Annotated in this window: 20 protein-coding genes and 1 riboswitch; of the genes, 18 read left to right on the top strand and 2 right to left on the bottom strand. The window is 37.8% G+C overall.

The window, feature by feature from the left end:
• Window positions 1-4: 4 nt before the first annotated feature.
• Together AC07UM_RS10680 and AC07UM_RS10675 are read right to left on the bottom strand one after the other, a co-directional pair.
• A complete protein-coding gene (locus AC07UM_RS10680; RefSeq protein WP_494683517.1) occupies window positions 5-469 on the bottom strand; it encodes a T9SS type A sorting domain-containing protein in 465 nt (154 codons plus the stop codon).
• 6 nt (window positions 470-475) lie between these two features.
• Entirely contained in the window at window positions 476-1,345 is an 870-nt protein-coding gene (locus AC07UM_RS10675; RefSeq protein WP_494683518.1) for a cell wall anchor protein, read from the bottom strand.
• Between the two features lie 333 nt (window positions 1,346-1,678).
• Here AC07UM_RS10675 and AC07UM_RS10670 point away from each other — a divergent pair, with 333 nt between their 5' ends.
• The 18 genes from AC07UM_RS10670 (at window position 1,679) to AC07UM_RS10585 (ending at window position 23,226) form a co-directional block, all read left to right on the top strand.
• On the top strand, window positions 1,679-2,002 hold the full coding sequence (locus tag AC07UM_RS10670; protein ID WP_494683519.1) for a DUF6660 family protein: 324 nt from the start codon (window positions 1,679-1,681) through the stop codon (window positions 2,000-2,002).
• A 147-nt stretch (window positions 2,003-2,149) separates the two neighbouring features.
• Window positions 2,150-6,511: a CusA/CzcA family heavy metal efflux RND transporter gene (locus tag AC07UM_RS10665; RefSeq protein ID WP_494683520.1), complete on the top strand. Its 4,362-nt coding sequence runs from the start codon at window positions 2,150-2,152 to the stop codon at window positions 6,509-6,511.
• Between the two features lie 82 nt (window positions 6,512-6,593).
• Complete coding sequence (locus tag AC07UM_RS10660) at window positions 6,594-7,823, top strand: efflux RND transporter periplasmic adaptor subunit (protein ID WP_494683521.1); 1,230 nt, start codon at window positions 6,594-6,596, stop codon at window positions 7,821-7,823.
• A 121-nt stretch (window positions 7,824-7,944) separates the two neighbouring features.
• A complete protein-coding gene (locus AC07UM_RS10655; RefSeq protein ID WP_494683522.1) occupies window positions 7,945-8,826 on the top strand; it encodes a bestrophin family protein in 882 nt (293 codons plus the stop codon).
• A gap of 16 nt (window positions 8,827-8,842) precedes the next feature.
• A complete protein-coding gene (locus tag AC07UM_RS10650; RefSeq protein ID WP_494683523.1) occupies window positions 8,843-9,739 on the top strand; it encodes a cation diffusion facilitator family transporter in 897 nt (298 codons plus the stop codon).
• An 11-nt stretch (window positions 9,740-9,750) separates the two neighbouring features.
• Window positions 9,751-10,170, top strand: coding sequence for a Fur family transcriptional regulator (locus AC07UM_RS10645; protein WP_076595929.1), 420 nt, complete (start codon window positions 9,751-9,753; stop codon window positions 10,168-10,170).
• Between the two features lie 44 nt (window positions 10,171-10,214).
• Complete coding sequence (locus tag AC07UM_RS10640; protein WP_494683524.1) at window positions 10,215-12,197, top strand: heavy metal translocating P-type ATPase; 1,983 nt, start codon at window positions 10,215-10,217, stop codon at window positions 12,195-12,197.
• A gap of 512 nt (window positions 12,198-12,709) precedes the next feature.
• Entirely contained in the window at window positions 12,710-13,072 is a 363-nt protein-coding gene (locus AC07UM_RS10635; protein ID WP_494683525.1) for a hypothetical protein, read from the top strand.
• Window positions 13,073-13,281: 209 nt separating this feature from the next.
• On the top strand, window positions 13,282-13,557 hold the full coding sequence (locus AC07UM_RS10630; RefSeq protein WP_494683526.1) for a YHS domain-containing protein: 276 nt from the start codon (window positions 13,282-13,284) through the stop codon (window positions 13,555-13,557).
• On the top strand, window positions 13,544-14,221 hold the full coding sequence (locus AC07UM_RS10625) for an SCO family protein (RefSeq protein ID WP_494683527.1): 678 nt from the start codon (window positions 13,544-13,546) through the stop codon (window positions 14,219-14,221). Before AC07UM_RS10630 ends, AC07UM_RS10625 begins: the two co-directional genes overlap by 14 nt.
• A gap of 169 nt (window positions 14,222-14,390) precedes the next feature.
• Complete coding sequence (locus AC07UM_RS10620) at window positions 14,391-15,065, top strand: superoxide dismutase (RefSeq protein ID WP_494683528.1); 675 nt, start codon at window positions 14,391-14,393, stop codon at window positions 15,063-15,065.
• 4 nt (window positions 15,066-15,069) lie between these two features.
• Entirely contained in the window at window positions 15,070-15,438 is a 369-nt protein-coding gene (locus tag AC07UM_RS10615; RefSeq protein ID WP_494683529.1) for a hypothetical protein, read from the top strand.
• A gap of 198 nt (window positions 15,439-15,636) precedes the next feature.
• Window positions 15,637-16,467 carry an MbnP family protein gene (locus tag AC07UM_RS10610; RefSeq protein ID WP_494683530.1) on the top strand — a complete coding sequence of 277 codons (831 nt, stop codon included), beginning with the start codon at window positions 15,637-15,639 and terminating at the stop codon, window positions 16,465-16,467.
• A complete protein-coding gene (locus tag AC07UM_RS10605; RefSeq protein ID WP_494683531.1) occupies window positions 16,460-17,509 on the top strand; it encodes a cytochrome-c peroxidase in 1,050 nt (349 codons plus the stop codon). Before AC07UM_RS10610 ends, AC07UM_RS10605 begins: the two co-directional genes overlap by 8 nt.
• A 10-nt stretch (window positions 17,510-17,519) precedes the next feature.
• Window positions 17,520-18,467, top strand: coding sequence for a transporter (locus AC07UM_RS10600; RefSeq protein ID WP_494683532.1), 948 nt, complete (start codon window positions 17,520-17,522; stop codon window positions 18,465-18,467).
• A gap of 92 nt (window positions 18,468-18,559) precedes the next feature.
• A riboswitch (cobalamin riboswitch) is annotated at window positions 18,560-18,745 on the top strand.
• Window positions 18,746-18,854: 109 nt separating this feature from the next.
• Window positions 18,855-20,888, top strand: a complete 2,034-nt coding sequence (locus AC07UM_RS10595) for a TonB-dependent receptor plug domain-containing protein (RefSeq protein ID WP_494683533.1) — start codon at window positions 18,855-18,857, stop codon at window positions 20,886-20,888.
• Window positions 20,885-22,018 (top strand): YncE family protein, encoded by a 1,134-nt coding sequence (locus AC07UM_RS10590; RefSeq protein WP_494683534.1) that lies wholly within the window; start codon window positions 20,885-20,887, stop codon window positions 22,016-22,018. Before AC07UM_RS10595 ends, AC07UM_RS10590 begins: the two co-directional genes overlap by 4 nt.
• A 14-nt stretch (window positions 22,019-22,032) precedes the next feature.
• Window positions 22,033-23,226, top strand: coding sequence for a cell surface protein (locus tag AC07UM_RS10585; protein ID WP_494683535.1), 1,194 nt, complete (start codon window positions 22,033-22,035; stop codon window positions 23,224-23,226).
• Window positions 23,227-23,243: the final 17 nt, after the last annotated feature.

Here is a 23,243-nt window from a genome sequence, read left to right as displayed (position 1 = left end):
ATCCTTATCGTTTGGTGATGTTTTTACTAAAAATTCTGCCGTCTTTTAACGTAAATCGCACAACATATATACCCCAGTCATATCCGGTCATATTGATTTTAATCTGACGGTTTAAGTCTGGGATATTTTGCTGTTGAAATTTCCAGTGAATAGTACTGTGCTGATACAATGAAATGGATTCTATGAGTCCATCTACTTCCTCAGTCCAGTCTATAGTAAGGTAATCATTGACAGGAACAGGATACAGACGTATTTGTTTCCAGAATGCTTTTTCATCAATAAGAGGAGCCTGTTTGGCAATAGCTGCTACTTTTGAATCTTTCTTAATTTCCTCAGTCTTTTTACCAGCGACATCAATTCCTCTGTATCTTTGGTTTCCAGCTTCGTCGTATTTGAAATAGACTTCGGTTTGGGAGAAACCGAAGAATCCTATCATCAGAGATGATAGCGATAATAATTTTTTTTTCATTTGTGGTTATTTTTTGGCTGATAATAATTGTTGAACCTGTTGCTCCAGCTTTTCAATTTTTGCAGACTGGGCTTTTAAAACTTCATTTTCATCTTGAAGTTGTTTTAGCTGGTCAGACTGTTGTTTTATTTGTTTATTCTGGTCAATTGAATACAGTGTAAGCTCTTCTATTTTTTGCAATAATTTAATCTGAAATTCACCCACATTTACCCCTTCTTTTTCCATGATTCTTGCAGAAGCAATTTCAGGAAGGTGTTTCTTCTCTCTGATATGTTTTTCAACTTCTTCTAATTTTGGGAGATCATATTTTTCATCAAAAACAAAATCAGCAGTAGGGGTTTGGGTCACTTTTACTTCTTTGGCCTCGAACTTACCTTGTAATGAGACATTCCCATTGGGTTTGATGGCCATTTGCACTTTCTTGTTTGTAATAAAATTAATCGCTCCAAAATCTGGGGCTGTAATCTCATTTTCAATATTAAAGTCACCATAAGTTCCATATCTGAAGCCATTGCCTGCGTAGGTAGAATTTACTTCCAGGTTAGCAGTCGTACTATTATATGTTAAACTAACTAGAGCAGTACCCCCGGTTGGTCCGAAAGATGAAAACTTTCCTAAAACTAAATTTTGGTTATTTACGTTATCTTGAGCTACGTGCAATTTAGCATCGGGACTTGTGATTCCTATTCCCACATTCCCATTAGATCTAATTCTAACACCCTCTATATTATTAGATTTCAAAACTAATGGTTGATTATCTGTAGTTCCAATAAAGTTGGTTGAAGAATTTGTTCCTGTGTTACCGGCAATGTTCCAACTTTGTGCGAAGGTGAATGATGACACTAATAATGCAATCGAAAATAATTGTGTTTTCATAATTATTAATTAATTTTTTATAAAATTATAAATGGAATGCGACAAACAATGTCGCATTTAATGCGATTTTTTTTGCAAATTTATTAAAAATTATGGCTTAATATTGGTTTATTTAAGCTGTATTAGTATTTTTTAATAAAAAATGGATTGTTTTAAGCTGTTTTTAATAAATAGTTTGTTTTGTTGCTTTTTTTGTTGTGGTAATTGCCAAAATGATGAATTTTTTTAATACAAAGTCAATAAATCAAAGAAACTAAGACAAGAAAATATATTTTTTCCGAGTAAGTTATAGAGTAGATTTCCATTTTAGAAAAAATCTCTACCTTTGTAACAATGAACCTCTTAAGATGGATATTGGCAATTTACTTCATGGCGCTATCATTGATGCCATGTGAAGACACGTCCCATCCATTGAATACAGGTGATAATAAAATTTCATTAAGTATTAATGGAGTTCATTCTACAGAAAAAGGAGATATCTGTTCTCCGCTCTGTGCATGCAGCTGTTGTCAGATGACGGTTTCTGCATTTAAAATGGATGCTTTGTTGGAAATTCCGGAGCAGATACCTGCTTATTTTTCAAAGAAGATCTTATTCCATAAAAACGACTTTGCGTACCAGATTTATGACCCTATCTGGCAGCCTCCTAAAATTTAATTTTTATTGATTTTTAGAAAGTTAAACTTTCTAATACTTAACTGTGCTTGAAACTTTGCAATACCATTGCAGAGGTTTTCAGGATATTTTTGCATCAGCATTGTAATGCTGTGTGCATTCATTTTCAATAAAAATTAAATATTAATTGTGTTAGATAAAATCATAAAATTCAGTATCAAAAATAAGGTAATCATAGGTTTGATGACTCTGGTGCTGATCATCTGGGGAACATGGAGTGCCTCCAGATTACCGATAGATGCTGTACCGGATATCACCAACAATCAGGTGCAGATCATTACTGTATGTCCTACATTGGCGGGGCAGGAAGTGGAACAGCTGGTTACCTTTCCCATTGAACAGAGTATTGCCAATGTTCCCGATATTCAGGAAACAAGAAGTATTTCAAGATTCGGACTTTCTGTGATTACAGTGGTGTTCAAGGAAAATGTTGATGTTTACTTTGCGAGACAGCTCATTAATGAACAGCTGAAAAATGCAGTGGAAGAAATTCCAAAAGGAGTAGGAACTCCGGAGCTGGCTCCTGTAAGTACAGGACTTGGAGAAGTGTATCAGTATATTCTTCACCCTAAAAAAGGAAGCGAAAAGAAGTACGATGCTAAAGAACTGCGTACCATGCAGGACTGGATCGTGCGTAGACAGTTGAACGGAACTCCGGGAGTTGCTGAGATCAACAGTTTTGGAGGAGAATTAAAACAGTACGAAGTTGCCATAGATCCCAATCGGCTAAAAGCAATGGGAACGAGTATTACCGAAATATTTACAGCGCTGGAAAAAAACAATCAGAATACGGGAGGAGCCTATATCGATAAAAAACCCAACGCTTATTTTATCAGAGGAATAGGACTGGTAACTTCTTTGGAAGACATTAAAAATATTGCTGTTAAAAATGAAACAGGCAGCGTTCCGATCTTTATAAAGGATGTTGCTAATGTTCGTTTAGGAAGTGCTGTTCGTTATGGAGCATTAACGTATGATGGTAAAGTGGATGCCGTAGGTGGAGTAGTCATGATGTTAAAAGGAGCAAACAGTAATGAAGTTGTCAACAATATCAAAGCGAAAATCCCTACCATTCAGAAGTCTCTTCCCAATGATGTTATTATAGAACCATTTCTGGACAGAACAGACCTTGTAGACAGAGCCATCAATACTGTACAGAAAAACCTCATCGAAGGAGCATTAATCGTTATTTTCGTTCTTGTTGTTTTTCTGGGAAACCTGAGAGCCGGGCTTATTGTAGCTTCGGCCATTCCGCTTTCCTTACTGTTTGCTCTGGGAATGATGAATGTTTTTGGGGTAAGTGCAAACCTGATGAGTCTTGGAGCCATAGATTTTGGATTAATTGTGGATGGTGCGGTGATCATTGTAGAAGCCACATTACATCATTTGGGAGTAAGAAAATCAATCCGGACATTAACGCAGTCCGAAATGGATGAAGAAGTATTCCTTTCTGCATCAAAAATAAGAAGCAGTGCAGCCTTCGGGGAAATTATCATCCTTATCGTATACATTCCGATTCTTACACTGGCTGGTGTAGAAGGGAAAATGTTTACTCCAATGGCCAAAACAGTAGGGTTTGCTATTCTGGGAGCGTTGATTTTGTCTTTGACTTATATTCCAATGATGAGCGCCCTGTTTTTATCTAAGAAAATATCCCATAAAGAAACCTTCTCCGATAAAATGATGAACAGCCTGCAAAAGGTGTATCAGCCATTATTACATAAAGCCATTAAAATAAAATATATTATTGTTTCAGCGACTGCTGTGGTTTTTCTTATTTCTGCTTTCATTTTTAAAAATATGGGTGGTGAATTTATTCCGCAGTTACAGGAAGGAGATTATGCATTTCACTGTATTTTGCCACAGGGAAGCTCGCTTAGTCAGAGTATAGAAACCTCCATGCAGGCATCAAGAATTATCAAACAATTTGATGAGGTGAAAATGGTGGTCGGAAAAACCGGTTCCGCTGAGGTTCCCACAGATCCGATGCCACCTGAAGCTACTGATATGATTGTGGTTTTAAAGCCGCAAAGCGAGTGGAAAACCAAAAAATCCTATGACGAACTTGCTGATGAGATCAGCGAAAAGCTGGAAACCATTCCGGGCGTATTTTTTGAGAAAAACCAGCCTATTCAGATGCGTTTCAATGAGCTGATGACAGGAATCAGACAGGATGTTGCGGTAAAGATCTTTGGGGAAAATTTGGATTCTCTGGCAGTGTACGCAGATAAGGTTGGGAAAATCATTCAAACCGTTGACGGAGCCACTGCCCCTCAGATTGAAAGAGTGAGTGGTCTTCCGCAGATCAATGTACAGTATGATAGAACAAGAATTGCCAATTATGGATTGAATATCGAAGATGTCAATAATGCAGTAAGTACAGCTTTTGCAGGAAAATCGGCAGGACAGGTTTTTGAAAATGAAAGACGTTTTGATTTGGTAGTCCGCCTGGACAGTCTTCATAGAACTGATATTTCAGATGTGAATAACCTGATGATCACTTCCAGTACAGGAGCACAGATTCCATTATCACAGGTGGCCAATATAAGTTACAAACTGGGACCGGCACAGATCAGTCGTGAACAGGGTAAACGTAGAATTGTAATCGGATTCAACGTAAAAGATCGTGATGTGGAAAGCGTAGTGAAAGATATTCAGGGAAAACTGAATAAAGTGAAACTTCCCTCCGGCTACTACTTTACCTACGGAGGACAGTTTGAAAACCTTCAAGAAGCTAGCAAGCGTCTGATGATCGCTGTTCCGGTATCGCTGCTTCTTATTTTTATGCTGCTGTATTTTACTTTCCGCTCATTCAAACAGGCTGGATTAATTTTTACAGCAATTCCTATGAGTGCCATTGGGGGTGTATTCGCACTTGTCGTAAGAGATATGCCTTTCAGTATTAGTGCCGGAATTGGGTTTATTGCACTCTTCGGAGTAGCGGTGCTTAACGGAATAGTCCTGATAGGAACATTCAACCAGCTGGAAAAAGAGGGTGAAACAGATATTCTGAAAAGAGTATTCGAAGGAACAAAAACCAGATTGAGACCGGTATTAATGACCGCTACAGTAGCCTCATTAGGGTTTTTACCAATGGCGATTTCCACCGGTGCAGGAGCAGAAGTACAGAAACCTCTGGCAACGGTAGTAATTGGTGGGCTGGTGACGGCTACATTCCTTACCTTATTCGTTCTGCCGATGCTGTATATCATTTTTAACACAAAGATTTTGAAAAGAAAAAATAATAAGGCGGGAACATTTACGGCAGTTCTTGTTTTAGGATTCATGATGCTGGGACAGACTTTTAAGGCGCAGTCCAGACCTATTTCTGTAGAACAGGCAGTAGAACAGGCAGTGAATAATAATTTAACCCTGCTGTCAAAAGACTTAAGTATAAAATCTGCTGAAGCATTGAGACCAACAGCAAAAGAACTTCCTAAACTAGGCTTTGAAGCACAGCTTGGACAGTACAACAGTCCGAAATTTGACCAGTCGTTTGCCATCTCACAAAGTATTCCTTTTCCAACACTGTTTAAAGCCAGGAAAGATTTAATCAATGAGAATATTAAAAGCAAAAAGATTGATAAAGAAATTACGTCCAACGAACTGGTAAAACAAGTGCGTACTTATTATTATCAGATCGAATATCTCCAATATAATAAAGCTCAGCTGACAAGTCTGGACAAGTATTATGAGGAATTTATCAGAATTGCAAGCGTAAGATTCAAAGCGGGTGATATCAAAAAGATTGAAATCAGTACAGCAGAGACCCAGAAAGGAGAAATTGATCTGCTGCTCAGACAAAATGAAGTCTATCTGAATAATGCTTATAAAAACTTAAAGACCCTTATGAACACTTCAGAAGATTTTGAAGTTCCGTTCAATAAAGACTATGCCCCTTTAAAAGCAGAAAATGTACTCGACAGTGCAGTGGTAGCCAACAACCCATCGGTAAGGGCCTTTTATCAGGAAATGGAAATTGCTGAAAAAAATAAAAAGGTAGAAAAATCTCTTGGATTGCCGGATTTCAGTTTAAAATATACCAATCAGTCCTTGATAGGTCTTCATACCATCAACGGTCAGGAGAATTTTTATGATTCAGGGAAACGTTTTCAGTCAGCAACCGTAGGAGTGGCAATTCCTTTGACGTTTGGGGCTACAAAAGCAAGAATCCAGGCATTGGAATATGACAGACAGGTAGCAGAAACCAATGCGAAAATGCAGCAAAAACAGCTTTCAGCACAGCTGGAAAATGTTTTCAGCCAATATCAGCAGGATATGCAGCAGTACGAATATTATACAAGCCAGGCATTGCCGAACGCTGAGAAAATTGTAAAAGCAGCTCAATTAGGATATAAAACAGGAGAGATCTCGTATGTAGAATATCTTTTTGCACTGCAGACTGCAACCAATATTCAACTAAAATACCTGGAATCAATCCAGCAGGTGAACCAATCTGTTGTTACCATTAATTCAATCATTAATAAATAATATGAAATCGCTATTCATACAATGTTCTGCCAGGCAAATGAAGACGATAGCAGATAGCATAAGAAAAAATACATATTCGCATATGAAACTCAAATATAATATCATCCCCCTTATCCTGATCTCATTGTTGATAACAAGTTGTGGGAAAAAAGAAGCCGCGGAAGAAAAAGCCCCTGAAAAAACAGAGCAGAAAGAAGCTGCCCATGAAGAAGCTCTGGCAACTATTGCTTCTCTCACAGAAGACCAGATGAAGTCTGTAGGAGTAGCCTTGGGAACCGTAGAAATGAAGGAGTTGACATCTACGATCAAAGCTAATGGTCTACTGAGTGTACCCAACAGCAATAAAGCAACCATCACCTCTCTGTATGGAGGAATTATTAAAACCATCAATATCCAGGTAGGAAGTATTGTAAAGAAAGGACAGGTGATTGCCACTATTGCCAACCCGGAATATATACAGCTTCAGGAGGATTATCTGACTACCAACAGTAGAATAACCTACGCAGAACAGGAATACAGAAGACAAAGAGAACTTTTTGATAATGATGCAGGAGCCAAGAAAAACCTTCAGAGTGCCGATGCTGAACTGAAAACCTTAAGAACAAAAAGAGCCTCCCTTTTAAAACAGCTTCAGATGATGGGTATCAGCCCGGGAAAAGTAAGCAATGGGAATATGAAATCCGGATTGGTGATTACAGCACCTATCAACGGGACGATCAGCAGTATTACCGCACAGATTGGAAGCTATGTAGATATTTCTTCTCCCGTTGCAACCGTGATAGATAACGGTTCTATTCATCTCGATCTTCAGGTGTTTGAAAAAGACCTTCCGAAAATGAGAGTAGGGCAGATTGTTCACTTTAAGCTGACCAACAATCCGGAAACGGAATACGATGCAAGGATTTACAGCATAGGATCTTCTTTTGAAAACGAAAGTAAAACCATCTCTATGCACTGTGAAGTGATCGGAAACAAATCTGGTCTGATTGACGGAATGAATATCACCGGAATTGTAAGCCTTGATAAAAGTACAACTCCCGCAGTTCCTACGGAAGCTATTGTAGAAGCAGACGGAAAATATTATGTTTTTATCCAGACCGACAAAAAACAGGAAGAAGAACATGACGAAAAAGGAAAACCTCATCCGAAAACCTTAAACTTTGAAAAAATAGAAGTGGTGAAAGGAACATCTGATATGGGATATACAGCCATAACATCGGTAGGAAATATTCCTGACAGTGCAAAAATTGTAGTGAAAGGAGCCTTTTTTGTGAATGCTAAACTGGTGAATTCAGGAGAACACGAACATTAATGAAAGCAGCCGGAACCAGTAAAAGTTAATTTTTATCCTTATATTAGAACTGTTTACGGAATTGTTTTAGGCTGGAAAAGAGTAAAGATCATCTCACCGAATTTTAATAAATAACCCGATTATGTTATTAAACAAAAAAATATCAGTCTGGTATTTCATCCGTGAAATAAAATCCCAAATTCTGTTTATCGGAATATTTGCTGTAGCCATTGGCCTTTTGGACATGCTGCCAGGGTTTCGTAAAATATCGCTTCCCTTGAATATTCCTGCATTACTGGGAACGGCAGTATCACTACTGCTGGCTTTCAGGACTTCCCAATCTTACGAAAGATGGTGGGAAGCCAGAACCGTTTGGGGTGCTATTGTGAATGATTCCCGGACTTTTGTGAGACTGATCATCCAGTTTATGCCCGCAGGAGATGAAAAAGCAATAAAAGATTTTGCCGAAAGACAGATCATCTGGACCTATGCACTTGGAGAATCTCTGAGGAAATTACCGTTTTCAGAAAAAGTTCAGCAATATCTGGATCAACATAAGATCAAAGGAGCCAATATTCCTAATGCGATTCTGGATGAACACTCCAGACAGTTGAAAGAAATTGTAGCTTCCAAAGGGCTGACCGATTTTCAGCAGATGCAGCTCAATGACATCATCACAAGACTCTGTGACAGTATGGGGAAATGTGAAAGACTGAAGAATACGGTTTTTCCACGCTCCTACAGTGTTTTAGTTCATATTTTGATCTATGTTTTTGCGGCTATCCTTCCTTTTGGGCTTGATGATTCTCAGCTGGTGGTAGAAATTGCAATTACTTTTCTGGTTCCGATTACCTTCATTGCTATTGAAAAAACATCCATCATCATGCAGGATCCATTTGAAAATGGTCCTGTGGACACTCCGATGACTTCTCTGGCTCAGACCATAGAAATCAATATCAGACAGATGATCGGTGAGCAGAATGTTCCTTCCAAAAAAGAAAATATATCTTATTATGAAATGTAATTAAACCATACACAATATGGAAAACACACCAACACAAACAGTCTCGGCAGCAAGCAGACATAAAAAGAGTTTATTGATCGTACTTTGCCTTAGCGGAACCTATCTCATTGCTGAGGTAATAGGAGGAATCATTACCAATAGTCTCGCTTTACTGGCGGATGCGGCGCATATGCTGACCGATGTGGTAGGCTTATTGCTGGCATTTATCGCCATCAAAATAGGAGAAAGAAAAGCAGATCCCTCCAGAACATACGGCTATTACCGGACTGAAATACTGGCGGCAGTCATCAATGCTGTTGTTTTATTAGGAATTTCGATTTATGTTTTGTTTGAAGCGTATAAGCGGTTTCAAGATCCACCGGAAGTGCAAAGCAAATCGATGCTGATTGTAGCCGGAATCGGATTGATCGTCAACATTGTCGGAATGATGATTCTAAGAAAAGACTCAGGAAGCAGTCTGAATATGAAAGGCGCCTATTTTGAAGTACTTTCAGATATGCTTACTTCTGTAGGAGTAATGATTGCCGGAGTAATTATGCTGACAACAGGCTGGTACTATGCCGATCCGTTAATTTCAGCAGCAATTGGATTATTGATATTTCCAAGAACATGGAAACTGTTGAAAGAAGCAATCAATGTTTTACTGGAAGGAACTCCTAAAGAGGTGGATATTCATGAGCTTCGTCAATCATTGGAGAAAACTCCCGGAGTGAAAGATGTTCATGATCTGCATGTGTGGTCGCTTACATCAAGTGTCAATGCGATGAGTGCCCATGTCGTAAAAGATACCGGATATTCTCAAAATCAATTATTAAAAACATTGACAGATACTACGGTTAATAACTTTAAAATCAGTCATACCACTTTTCAGATAGAAGACGAAGGCTATGAAGAAAATGAAGTCCATCTGTAAAATTTTAAACAATGAAAAAAGATATAGAACACAAGCTCATTGATAAAAATACCAAACCTACGAGTATGAGGATTTTGGTCTATGATTTCTTAAGCTCTCAGGAAGCGGCTTTATCCCTTTCTGAAATAGAAAATCATTTTGAAAATGCTGACAGGATTACCATCTACAGAACATTAAAAACTTTTGAAGAAAAAGGAATTGTTCACAGCATTCAGGAAAATACAACCACAAAATATAAACTATGTGAAGACGACTGTGATGAAAAAACACATAAAGACTGGCATCTGCATTTCTACTGTAAAATATGCAAACAAACCACCTGTAAAGAAGATATTTCTTTTCCGGAAAACATTCAGACCAATTTCAGGATTGACGAAATACGGTTGTTTGCCAAAGGAATCTGCGAAAACTGTCTTGAAAATTTGCAATAGCATTGCATCAGTCTCACCTTTACATTTGTATAAAAATATCAGTTATGGAAAAATGCTGTAGTACAACCCCGGAAAAACCAGATACAAAAGGACACAAACATCATCACGCAGAAGGAGATGGGCATGACCATGACGGCCATGATCACTCTCACGACTCCGGAGATCAGACGGTCTTTCAGATGTTTCTTCCTGCCATTATATCTTTTTTGATCTTGTTATTGGGAATCGCTTTTGATAATTATATAAAACCCTCATGGTTTACAGGCTGGGTACGTTTAGTATGGTTTCTGGCAGCCTATATTCCTGTAGGATTCCCGGTGTTGAAAGATGCCTATAAAAGTATCATTAAAGGCGACGTATTTTCAGAATTTTTTTTAATGAGTATTGCTACTATTGGAGCTTTTGCCATCGGAGAATATCCTGAAGGAGTAGCAGTAATGCTTTTTTATGCGGTAGGAGAGGTATTCCAGTCTATGGCGGTTACCAGAGCGAAAGGAAACATAAAAGCTTTATTGGATCAGCGTCCCGATGAGGTAACGATTATGGAAAATAATCAGCCCAAGACAATGAAAGCCAAAGAAACTAAAATAGGAAACATTATTCAGTTGAAACCCGGTGAAAAACTGGCATTGGATGGCGAACTGCTTTCAGATTCAGCTTCATTCAACACAGCAGCCTTAACAGGGGAAAGTAAGCCGGATACCAAAAATAAAGGAGAAGTCGTTCTTGCAGGGATGATCAACATGAACAGTATCGCTTTGGTAAAAGTAACGACTGCTTATGAAGATAGTAAACTGAGTAAAATTCTGGAGCTCGTTCAGAATGCTACAGCTCAAAAAGCGCCTACAGAACTATTCATCAGAAAATTTGCGAAAGTATATACCCCTATCGTTGTATTTCTGGCCATAGGAATCTGTTTGCTGCCTTATTTCTTTGTAGATGACTATCAGTTCAGAGACTGGTTGTACAGAGCATTGATATTCCTTGTGATTTCCTGCCCTTGTGCCTTGGTTATCTCAATCCCGTTAGGATACTTCGGAGGGATTGGTGCGGCAAGCCGAAACGGAATTTTATTCAAAGGAAGTAACTTCCTGGACAGCATCGCGGAGATTCAGAATGTGGTGATGGACAAAACAGGAACCATGACAGAAGGCGTATTCAAAGTGCAGGAAGTAAGTTTCAGCTCTGAGTTCGATAAAAATGAAATCCTTCAGATGGTCAATGTTCTGGAAAGCAAGAGTACCCATCCGGTAGCAACGGCCATTCACAATTACGTAGGAGATATCAATCATGCTATTCCCTTAGAAAATGTAGAAGAAATTGCTGGCCACGGACTGAAAGCAACCGTTAACGGAAAAGAACTTCTGGTAGGAAACTTTAAGCTGATGGATAAGTTCAATATCAGTTACGATATCAACCATGCTAATATTGTGTATACTGTAATTGCCGTGGCATATGATAAAAAGTTTGCAGGATATATTACGATCGCAGACAGCATAAAAGAAGATGCCAAAGAAACGGTAAACAATCTTCACAAAATGAATGTAAAAGCCACCATGTTAAGTGGTGATAAAAGTACCGTTGTGAAATATGTAGCAGATCAGCTGGGAATTGACAATGCATTTGGAGACCTGCTGCCGGAAGATAAAGTAAATAAGGTTAAAGAAATCAAAGCTAAAAACCAAACAGTAGCCTTTGTAGGAGACGGAGTAAACGATGCACCAGTAGTTGCTTTGAGTGATGTAGGAATTGCAATGGGAGGGTTGGGAAGTGATGCAACCATTGAAACTGCTGATGTTGTGATTCAGGATGATAAACCAAGTAAAATTCCAATGGCGATCAACATCGGGAAACAAACGAAAAAGATCGTTTGGCAGAATATCATCCTTGCTTTCGCGGTAAAAGCAGTTGTTCTAATTCTTGGAGCAGGCGGTCTGGCAACGATGTGGGAAGCTGTTTTTGCAGATGTAGGAGTAGCGTTGCTGGCTATTTTAAATGCAGTGAGAATTCAGAGAATGAAATTTTAAGAAGCAAATAATAAAAACAACTAAATTATATTTAATAAAAGCTCTGCTGAACTTCAGTGGAGCTTTTGCTTTATAAAAATATACATCATGCTAGGTATTCCGTAGGAGTTCCAGCAAAACAAGCTTTATCCAATCAATAAATCTGCTTAATCACGCTCATTCGCAAGAGAAAATAAACCCACCGTACAATTTTATCGAAGATAAAATCCTTGCCCCTTCAAACAATAAGTATTCAAAAGTACTTTTGCGCCTTTGCGAATCCCAGCAAAATAAGAAAAAGCTCTGCCAAAAACATCAGCAAAGCTTTTATCAACAAGATTAAATTTGATATAAAGAACTAAATTTTTCACTTAGATCTTAATTTTCAATCAAAGTTCGGGATAAAATAATACTGGTAACAGCCACAGTTTTGTAATTTTTGTGGGTAACAGTAAACAACCATAATGACATTCATCATAAATCATGCATAAAATAGTTTCGAAGTAGTATATTTGTAACAGAGAAAAAAATCGTTGAGGTTATTCATTTCCATATTCATCATTTTTACCGTTGCAATACGTCCCGTTTTGCCATTGGTAAACTATGTTGTGAACTATGATTATATTGTGAAAAACCTTTGTGAGAACAGAAATGTACCACAATCAACATGTAAAGGAAAATGCTACGTGGAAAAAGAACTGGCAAAAACAGAAAAACAATCCAATAGCTCCCAAACCATAAAGATTGCAGGATTAGATGTTTTTATTTCTCATGATATTCTTTCCTTCTCCTGTCATTTGAACTCGGAATTACTTTCTGAAATTCCTGATTCAAGTTACTTTAATTCTCATTCTTCAGAATACTTTTCAAGGATATTCCATCCTCCGCTGGCTTAATTTTTATCGTAAACTATGTTTTTAGTTAATGAAATAAAAGTGATTAGAGCTTTTATTAATAAGTCATTAAAGATATAGCCCACAATTGAAATGTACACTGGTAAGCCGTTAGAAATCCCCCTGATTCTTTTGAAGGATTTGTGGTTTTTCAGACTTGTGCACTGTGTCATAACTTTATTTAACATTATTAATTTCAATTTAACATTAAAATGAAATCTCCCATTATTTTGACTGCCCTGCTGTCAATAGCATTACTGTCGTGTGCCAAGGAAATGCCTAAGGTAAAGCATGCAAGCCACATGGACTCCTCTGGAAAGAATGTGGAAAATGTACAGGTAGTGAATGAAGAAGATCCTATCTGCCACATGAAAACTGCCGGATCTATTAAAGATACAGCCGTATATAAAAATAAAACGTATGGTTTTTGCAGTGTGTACTGCAAGGATGAATTTAAAAAAAGCCCTGAGAAATATGCCCAAAAATAAAAAAAACAATAATAAAAGTAAGGTAATCATACCGATCGCGTTGTTTGCATTGCTTTTTCTGGGAATCGGGGTAGGAATGGGGTATTTTAAAAAGAACCTTTACACCGTAATGAAAGTTCCTGATTTTGAACTGACAGATCAGAACAGTAAAAAGATCACCAATAAGGATATGTTGGGAAAGGTATATCTCGTAGAATTTTTCTTCAGCAAATGTCCTACAATATGTCCGGTGATGAATACCAATATGAAAGCTATTCAGAATCAGATTAATGATCCCAATTTCGGTATTATTTCCATCAGCATTGATCCTGAAAACGATACCCCATCAGCGCTTAAAGAACATGCTCAAAGAATAGGAGCAACATCTCCGAACTGGCATTTCTTGACCGGAGATCGAACCTATATTGGTGATCTTGCTGATAAATTTAATATCTACGTTGGCGATAAAGAAAATGAAGGAGAAAGCCTGAACCATAGCGGAATGATTGCCCTGGTAGATCAGGACGGAAATATCAGATGCAGATATAATAAAGAAAATATGCCCATTCTGTATTATTCAGGATTAAATTATGAAGATCCGGAAGGTAAAACACCAATGCTGACAGGAAAATACCATCCGGACAGAGAGATTCTGATTGAGGATATTAAGAAATTATTGAAATAGAGGAAGCTGGATGTACTTCCGGACGATGGAGCTCTAGCGATTTTTGAGATAGCTGTAAAAACAAAATAGAAGTTCAAGAAGTTATGTTATGACATTAATGAGTTCCATCCTCCATCTCCCATCTTCCTGCCTAAAAAGAAAACATTGTTAAACCATAAACAAAAACGTTATGAAGATTTTGAAAATAGCTGCTCTAAGTGCAGTTTTCGCGGCCCAGTTTGCACTGGCTCAGTTTAAGCAGACACCTCTGCCATATGCTTATAATGCTTTGGAAGGAAATATTGATGCCCAAACGATGGAAATTCATTATTCAAAACATGCCGCAGCGTATGTAGCTAACTTGAATAAAGCCATTACAGGAACTCCACAGGAAAAAGAAACTTTGTTTCAGATTCTTTCCAATGTTTCAAAACTGCCTGCTGCAGTAAGAAATAATGCAGGAGGACATTACAACCACGAACTGTTCTGGACTGTTCTTACGCCTCAGAAAAACACACAGCCTTCAGCAAAATTAGCAAAAGCCATTACTGAAACTTTCGGAAGTATGGATGCTTTTAAAGAAAAAATGGCTAAAGCCGGAGCAGATCGTTTTGGATCAGGATGGGCATGGCTTTCTGTGGATAAAAACGGAAAACTATTCGTTTCTTCTACTCCTAACCAGGATAATCCTTTGATGGATGTAGTGGAAGAGAAGGGAACTCCTATCTTCGGAATTGATGTATGGGAACATGCTTATTATTTAAAATATCAGAATAAAAGAGCAGATTATCTTACCGCTATCTGGAACGTTACCAACTGGAAAGAAATCAGCAGAAGATATGACGAAGCTATAAGCAAGAAATAATCTGATGAAATTATTTTACAGCATACTTTTTACTTTTTATATGGTGCTAAGACCTTTGGTACCATTGGTAGAGTATGCTGTAAATTATGATTATATCGTCAAAGTTCTCTGTATTAATAAAAGCAGACCGGAGGTTCACTGTAACGGAAAATGTTACCTGAGTAAAGAATTGGCGAAAACCAATGATTCAGAATCTTCACCCTTTCAGAAACTCAAAAACTCAGGACAGAAAATCCTTGATACCTATATCCTGCCTGCAACCACAGAGATCATTACTACTGAAAAACGCCCGTTTTTCAATTTCAACTTTACTTACGAAGCAGCTTACTCTTTTCTGTTTCTTACCCACATTTTCAAACCACCGGTTTTTTAAGTTGTACTATCACTATTCAACCACAAAAGTCACAAAAGCTTACATCAATTAAAAATCTTTGATTTTAAAAAAGCTTAAGTGTTCTATGCATAAAGCTTATCACTTAATAAAATTAAGTGTAAGAACTCTTGTGCCTTTTGTGGTAAAAAAAGAATGTTTTTACATTCAAAAATTATAATTCAACTTAAAAAATCAACAATGAAAATTTATAAATTTTTATCACTATTCTTTATTGCCATTACTTTATTCTCTTTTGTAGCCTGCGAAAGCAGCAGGGATGATGAAAATCCACAGGATACCACCCCCGGAAAACTCCAGATCAAATTCGAAAACGGATTTAATAATGTTGGAGATATCGTCTTGAACCAAACGACTCAGACTTCTTCTAATGGGCAGAAACATCATTTTTCCGCTTTGAAATATGTAATCAGTAATATCGCCCTGATAGACGAGAATGGAAATGAATTTAAATACAATGAAAACAACCCTGATAAAGGAGCTTTTATCGTCGATCAGGCAGATGCTGTAGCCGGAGTGATATATTTGAATTTGGATGGTATTCCGAAAAACAATTACAAAAAAATAAGATTCGGATTGGGGATCAGTCAAAAAGCATACTTGCTGGGACAAGACGGGCAAGCTGAATTCTGGACAAAAGCGAAACAGAAAGGAATGACGTGGTCATGGGCTGCCGGGTATGTCTTTGTAAAACTGGAAGGGAAATATGGGAATGATGCCCCTTCAAAGGAATTTATGAATCACACTGGAAATATGGGGAATGTTACTGCTAATGAGCAGCCTGACCTATACCGTGAAATTACATTGAATCTTCCGACAACAGCAAGAGTAACAGGAACAATCCGTCCTTCTGTTCACATTTTGGCAGATCTTAACCAATTTTTGAGCGGAGAAAAGACACTTACTCTTACAACGGCCAATGATATGTTGATGGGCTCAAACCAACACTTGGCAGATGTTACCAATAATCTTACAAAAATGTTTAAAGTAGACCACGTTCACAATGATTAATTTTTTTGTTAAAACGATACTGGTTTTGCTTGTATTTCTGTTAAGTTGTATTTCCTGTTCTGATGAGGTGATTCAGCCGTTGGAAAAAGATGAAGCTTATAACCTGCAGTTTCCTTCTTATTTCCCGGAAATGACTTTTGATCAATCAACCAATCCCGTGACAAAAAATGGAGTGGAGTTGGGAAGGAAATTATTCTATGAAGGAAGGCTTTCCCGAAACAATACCATTTCATGCGGTTTCTGTCATATTCAGGAAAATGCCTTTACCCATCACGGGCATACCGTAAGCCATGGTGTTGACGATAGAATAGGAATCAGGAATGCACCACCTATTCAGAATATGGCTTTTTTGAAACGATATATGTGGGACGGAGTGATCCATAATCTGAATGAACAGCCCATCAGCCCGATTACAGATGTTAATGAAATGGACAGCTCCATACCGGACGCTATTTCAAAGATAAAAGATGATCAGAAGTATAAAAAATTATTCAGAGAAGCCTATGGAGATGAAACAATTACAGGAGAACGAATTCTAAAAGCTTTGTCGCAGTTTATGGCTTCGTTGATTTCTGCAGATTCAAAATATGATAGATTCAAGCAGGGAAAAGAGCAACTAACTTCAGCAGAATCCCAGGGAATGGCTTTGTTCGGGCAGAAGTGCGCTTCCTGTCATAGCGGAGAACTGTTTACTGATGAGAGTTTCCGGAATACAGGAATGTATTATAACACGGAATTTAAGGATGCAGGACGGTACAGGGTAACCCTTAATCAGGTAGATTGGATGAAATTTCGTGTTCCGAGTTTAAGAAATGTAGAATATACAGCACCTTACATGCATGACGGGAGATTTTACACCTTAGATGCGGTCCTTAATTTCTATTCGAATCAGGTAGAAGATAATGCCAATCTGGATCCACAGCTGAAACAGAACGGTCATATAGGAATTACCATGAACAGTCAGGAAAAACAGTCGATCATTGCATTCCTGAAAACACTGTCAGACAAAAGTTTTATATCCAATCCAAAATTTGCAGAATAATTTATAAAAAATGAAGAAGATTATATTGATACTAAGTTTGATCCTGTTTAATCTGTATCAGGCAAATACCATTAGAGACAGTGCTTATAGTGCTCCGGATACCTTTAGCAGATTCGATTTTGATGATGATTGTGATGCTTGCGGCTGTGCAGCAGGAAACGGATCTTCAGGCTTTGAATCTTTATTGAACCCACAGTTTATCGGAATCAAATACTTTGCCCAGCATTACAAAGCCAAAGAAAATTTATTTGTAAAAGATCTTACGCAGGATCAGTATTTCAATACCCTGCAGCTTTGGGGGAAAATTCCATTGACTAAAAAGCTGAGTGTATATGCAAGTCTGCCCTTCCATTTCCATGAAAAGAAAACCTTACAGGGAGATATCAAAATCAATGGAATAGGGGATCTGAATCTGATGGGAATTTACCAGCTGATGAGCTCTAAAGATAATTTCCACCATCTGAGCGGAGGTTTAGGAGTGAAAATTCCTTTGGGGAAATTTGATGAAAAAGGAGTTTCCGGTGTCAATCCGAGTTTTCAGCTGGGAACTGGAAGCTGGGATTATCAGGCCGCTTTGAATTATAAGTTTCAGAAAGATAAAGTGGCAGTAATGGTCAATACAGACTATACGATCAAGACGGAAAATAAGAAAAATTACCGTTTTGGAAACCAATGGAACTATGCTGCGACGGGTTTTTACCAGGTTGCGGGAAATGAAAAATCTATTTTTTCTGTAAAGACGGGCGTTCAGGGAGAAGTGTATGCCCAGAATAAACAATTCGATGAAGCTTTACCCAATACTGCAGGAAGTGCTTTGTATGGGAAACTAGGATTTGAAGCCTCTTATAAAAAGCTAAGTTTGGGAACTGAACTCATGCTTCCTATGTATACCCGGTTGGCAGGCGGAGATATTGAAGCAAAGTCGAGATTCAGTATTTTCCTGAATATTGGAATTTAAAGTGAAACCCTTAATAAAATGATGTTAAAGCTCCTTCGGGAGCTTTAATTGTTTATGAATCATGATTTTAATTGGGGGTTAGGAATAATTCTTTATCTTTGCCGAAATTTGGTGAGCCCTAAAAAGCTCTTAAAAGGGAATCCGGTGAAAATCCGGGACAGACCCGCTGCTGTAAGCTCCACACCAAGATTTTTGAAAAATATATCCACTGTTTTTTTTATGGGAAGGATTTCAAAAATGGAGTAAGTCAGAAGACCTGCCAGAAAATAATCGTTTGACGCTTTCGTGGAATAAAGCTTAGGACATCAATGATTCTGTGCAGTGATAGCTGTGCTTTGTCGTTGTTTTCTTATATCCATTAGTGTCATCATTATCTTAAATGAGCTAATGGCAGCAAAACTAACTACTTCTACAATTCATAAAGCTGTTTTCACAATACTGGTGATAACATCTCAACTTTTGTTTTCCCAAACCAAGAAAAAAGATAGTCTGGAGGAAGAGACCATTAAAGGAATCAATCTTTACAAAAAGAATTTTAAAGAAATCCTTCCGGCACAAACCTTACAGGGCGAGCAGCTGGAAAGACTGAACAGTCATTCTGTAGCAGATGCTCTGCGGTATTTTTCCGGCGTTCAGATCAAAGACTATGGTGGTTTGGGTGGTTTGAAAACCATTAATATCCGGAGTATGGGAAGCCAGCATGTAGGTGTTTTCTATGATGGGATTCAACTGGGAAATGCCCAAAACGGACTGGTAGATCTGGGAAGATATTCTTTGGATGATCTGGAAGAAATATCATTGTATAACGGGCAGAAAAGTGAAATCTTCCAGCCGGCAAAAGACTTCGGATCTTCGGGATCTATCTATTTACAGCCTAAAACTCCTGTATTTAAAGGAGCAAGAAAAACAAATTTGGTTATACGAGCAAAAAGTGCTTCCATTGATCTTTTCAATCCATCATTCCGATTAGAGCAGAAGATTTCAGGCAAAGTTTCTGCCAGCTTCAGTGGAGAATTTATGCAGAGTGACGGAATTTATAGATTCCGGTATGCTAAGAAATATCCTGATGGACAACAGGCCTATGATACCATCGCAAAGAGACAGGACTCGGATATCAAAGCAAAGCGTTTTGAAACTTCTCTCAACGGAACCTTAAATAACGGAAGCTGGAACATCAGAGGTTATGGTTATATTTCAGACCGTGGCATGCCGGCACCTATTGTCAATGGTCGTTTTGGAGGGAGAGGCGCAAGACTTTCCGATGAAAATTATTTTGTACAGGCTAATCTTCGAAAAAAGCTGTTTCCAAAATTTGAAACCCAGCTGAAAGCAAAATTTGCTTACGATTATACCCATTTCATGGATACGGTTCGTTCGCAGTCTATTATTTATAACGATAACACCTATATCCAACGAGAACTCTATCTTTCCTCATCCAATATCTATTCTATCACACCCAATTGGGATGTCAGTCTGAGTGGAGATTTTCAGTACAATAATCTGGATGCCAATCTGGATAACTTTTCTTATCCTACACGTTACACCACATTGGTAGCATTGGCAACAACATATCAGTGGAACAGATTCAAAATTCTGGGAAGCCTTTTAGGAACCTTTACCTTTGAAGAAGTAAGAAAAAACAAAAGACCGGGAGATGCAAGAGAGTGGACACCTGCCGTATTTATGAGCTATCAGCCTGAGATCATTCCGGAGCTTACTCTTAGAGCTTTCTATAAAAGGATTTTCCGACTTCCAACCTTCAACGATTTGTATTATACCAATATCGGAAACACGTATCTGAAACCGGAATTTACCAATCAATATGATGTAGGATTTACCTATCAGAAGAATTATAACAACCACTTCTTTAAAAGCTTTTATGCTAAAGTAGACGGCTATTATAACAAGGTGCAGGATAAAATTGTAGCCGCACCTAACGGAAGTATGTTCCGCTGGCTGATGATGAACCTGGGAATGGTTGAAATCATTGGAGCAGATGTAAATCTTCAGACGGAAATGCAGCTGGGGAAAGTAAAACTTAGACCATTGCTTTCCTACACTTATCAAAGTGCAAGGGATATGACTGATCCGGAGGATACATTCTATAAGAATCAGATCCCTTATACACCTTGGCATAGCGGATCATTCAGCCTGATGGCAGACTATAAAGACTGGAGTTTCAATTACAGTGCAATGTATGTAGGAAAACGCTATGATGTGAACCAGGACAATATTCAATACAATTATGTACAGCCATGGTATACTCATGATCTGTCTGTTCAGAAAAAATTCAACTGGGCCAATCATCAATTTAAAGTAAGCCTTGAAATGAATAATATTTTCAACCAATATTATGATGTTGTCATCAATTATCCAATGCCCGGAAGAAACTTTAAACTTATTCTAAACTTCACCCTATGAGAAAACTAAACTTTTATTTTCTATTTCTTGTATTAGCTTTTCTTACTTCATGCCGTACAGATGACGTCATCGTCCGTCAGGAAGTGGTAGAAGGACTTCCCTCAGAAAATACTGTTATAAAAGGCTTTTACATGCTGAATGAAGGAAATATGGGAAGCAATAAATGTACCCTGGATTTTTTTGATTACACCAAAGGAACCTATTACCGAAATATCTACGCAGAAATTAACCCCAATGTCGTAAAAGAGCTGGGAGATGTAGGAAATGATATCAAAGTCTACGGAAGTAAACTCTACATTGTTGTCAATGTTTCCAACAAAATTGAAGTTCTGGATGCTAAAACAGCCAAGCGTATTACCTCTATTCCATTACAAAACTGCAGATATCTTGCCTTTAAAGACGGGAAAGCTTATGCCAGCAGCTATGCCGGACCTGTAGCTATTAATCCAAAAGCACCTAAAGGAAAAGTAGTGGAGATTGACACCACTTCTCTTTCCATCCAGAGGGAAGTCGTAGTGGGCTATCAGCCGGAAGAAATGGAGATTGTAGGAAATAAATTATTTGTTGCCAATTCCGGAGGATACAAAGCCCCTGATTATGATAATACCGTTTCCGTAATAGACCTGAATACTTTTACTGAACTCAAAAAAATAAATGTGGCCATCAACCTTCACCACATTAAAAAAGACAATTATGGTGATCTGTATGTAACCTCAAGAGGAGATTATTATAACGTTCCTTCCAGTCTTTATTTAATAGATGCGGCCACGGGAACTGTGAAGAAAAATTTCAATCTCTCTGTGAGTGAAATGACGATAGTCAATGATAAACTTTATTTCTACGGAAACGAATTCAATTACAATACCCACAGTTATAAAAAGAGCTTTGGGATCATTGATGTAAAAACAGAACAGATCATCGCCAACAGAATTTTTGATAAAGAATATGAAGATGCCATTAAAACACCTTACGGAATTGCAGTAAATCCCATCACAGAAGATATTTATATGACAGACGCCAGAAATTACGTATCAATGGGGTTTGTGTACTGCTTTGATAAAAACGGACACTTTAAATGGAAAACGGAAGGTGGAAATATCCCTGCCCACTTCGCTTTTTTATACAAATAACCAAACTTTAAGAAATGAACAGAAATACCTTTACTTATTTAAAAATCGGAGTTTTATCATGTTTCCTGATAGGTGTGATAGCTTGTAAACATGATGATGAAGATGAATTTACATTTAATGGTCTTGATGACTCCTATACCATTGAACGTTTTAGAGTGTTGAGCATTCCTACTAATGCTTCAGGATCAGTTGTATGGAGTATTAATGATTCTATTATTTCTCAAAATTCAGAACTTGAATTTATCAGTACGAAAGCTGATGCTTATCCTTTGACTTTAAAAATAAACAATAAAGGAACCGAGCAGGTTTATCATTCAAAAATCATCGTTACCAAAGAAAAAACTCCTTACAGTAAATATATTGCCAAAGTATTGGAGTTTCGTCCTGCTGTAGGACAGTTCATGAACGAAATTCCGGAATATTTACCAGGATATACAGCCGCAAATATGCTTCAGAAAGCAAACGAATCATTGGTAGGGGGTAATTCTACCATGATCACTCTTGGCGGATATGGTGGATATGTTGTTTTCGGGTTTGATCACACGATTCCGAATCTGAATGGACGGGATTTTAAAATACTGGGAAATGCATTCTTTGGAAGTGATGCCAGTGATCAGCGTTCAGGATCTTGTGAGCCGGGAATTATTATGGTTGCCTACGATAGAAACAAAAACGGGAAACCCGATAATGACGAGTGGTACGAAATTGCAGGCAGTGAATATTTCAAAAATGGAACCGTAAAAGATTACAGTATTACCTACCATAAACCAGATGAAAATAAAATTCCTGTAGCCGGAAGTGAATTCTGGCAGACCGATGTAGAATATATCAAATGGAATGATAATCTGGGCAATCAGGGTTTTAAAACAAAAAACACTTTTCACGTACAAAGTTATTATCCTTTATGGTTTACAGATCCTTCTTACAGCTTTTCAGGAACCAGACTGGCAAATAATTTTTATGATCAGAGCGGGAATGGATCCTATTGGGTAGGAAAATCATATGATTTCGGATATGCAGATAATGCTCCGAATAATGATGAAGCTTCCAATATTGATATTTCCTGGGCGGTAGACAGAAGTGGAAAATATGTAAAGCTTCCGGGTGTTGATTTTATGAAAATATATACAGGAGTCAATCAGGAAGCTGGCTGGCTGGGTGAAGTTTCCACAGAAGTGGCAGGAGCTTATGATTTACATTTCAAATAACGATTCAATAATACAAT

It is taken from the genome of Chryseobacterium sp. GW821-FHT04C04 (genome assembly GCF_059420365.1).
This window is presented reverse-complemented; position numbering and strand designations above follow the sequence as displayed.

What these genes read in the sequence shown, in the direction of transcription:
- AC07UM_RS10625 (WP_494683527.1), top strand. Translation starts at nt 13,544, where the DNA reads ATGCCCAAAAATAAAAAAAACAATAATAAAAGTAAGGTAATCATACCG.
- AC07UM_RS10655 (WP_494683522.1), top strand. Translation starts at nt 7,945, where the DNA reads ATGTTATTAAACAAAAAAATATCAGTCTGGTATTTCATCCGTGAAATA.
- AC07UM_RS10645 (WP_076595929.1), top strand. Translation starts at nt 9,751, where the DNA reads ATGAAAAAAGATATAGAACACAAGCTCATTGATAAAAATACCAAACCT.
- AC07UM_RS10640 (WP_494683524.1), top strand. Translation starts at nt 10,215, where the DNA reads ATGGAAAAATGCTGTAGTACAACCCCGGAAAAACCAGATACAAAAGGA.
- AC07UM_RS10590 (WP_494683534.1), top strand. Translation starts at nt 20,885, where the DNA reads ATGAGAAAACTAAACTTTTATTTTCTATTTCTTGTATTAGCTTTTCTT.
- AC07UM_RS10610 (WP_494683530.1), top strand. Translation starts at nt 15,637, where the DNA reads ATGAAAATTTATAAATTTTTATCACTATTCTTTATTGCCATTACTTTA.
- AC07UM_RS10605 (WP_494683531.1), top strand. Translation starts at nt 16,460, where the DNA reads ATGATTAATTTTTTTGTTAAAACGATACTGGTTTTGCTTGTATTTCTG.
- AC07UM_RS10615 (WP_494683529.1), top strand. Translation starts at nt 15,070, where the DNA reads ATGAAATTATTTTACAGCATACTTTTTACTTTTTATATGGTGCTAAGA.
- AC07UM_RS10595 (WP_494683533.1), top strand. Translation starts at nt 18,855, where the DNA reads ATGGCAGCAAAACTAACTACTTCTACAATTCATAAAGCTGTTTTCACA.
- AC07UM_RS10600 (WP_494683532.1), top strand. Translation starts at nt 17,520, where the DNA reads ATGAAGAAGATTATATTGATACTAAGTTTGATCCTGTTTAATCTGTAT.
- AC07UM_RS10650 (WP_494683523.1), top strand. Translation starts at nt 8,843, where the DNA reads ATGGAAAACACACCAACACAAACAGTCTCGGCAGCAAGCAGACATAAA.
- AC07UM_RS10660 (WP_494683521.1), top strand. Translation starts at nt 6,594, where the DNA reads ATGAAACTCAAATATAATATCATCCCCCTTATCCTGATCTCATTGTTG.
- AC07UM_RS10630 (WP_494683526.1), top strand. Translation starts at nt 13,282, where the DNA reads ATGAAATCTCCCATTATTTTGACTGCCCTGCTGTCAATAGCATTACTG.
- AC07UM_RS10670 (WP_494683519.1), top strand. Translation starts at nt 1,679, where the DNA reads ATGAACCTCTTAAGATGGATATTGGCAATTTACTTCATGGCGCTATCA.
- AC07UM_RS10585 (WP_494683535.1), top strand. Translation starts at nt 22,033, where the DNA reads ATGAACAGAAATACCTTTACTTATTTAAAAATCGGAGTTTTATCATGT.
- AC07UM_RS10675 (WP_494683518.1), bottom strand. Translation starts at nt 1,345, where the DNA reads ATGAAAACACAATTATTTTCGATTGCATTATTAGTGTCATCATTCACC.
- AC07UM_RS10680 (WP_494683517.1), bottom strand. Translation starts at nt 469, where the DNA reads ATGAAAAAAAAATTATTATCGCTATCATCTCTGATGATAGGATTCTTC.
- AC07UM_RS10620 (WP_494683528.1), top strand. Translation starts at nt 14,391, where the DNA reads ATGAAGATTTTGAAAATAGCTGCTCTAAGTGCAGTTTTCGCGGCCCAG.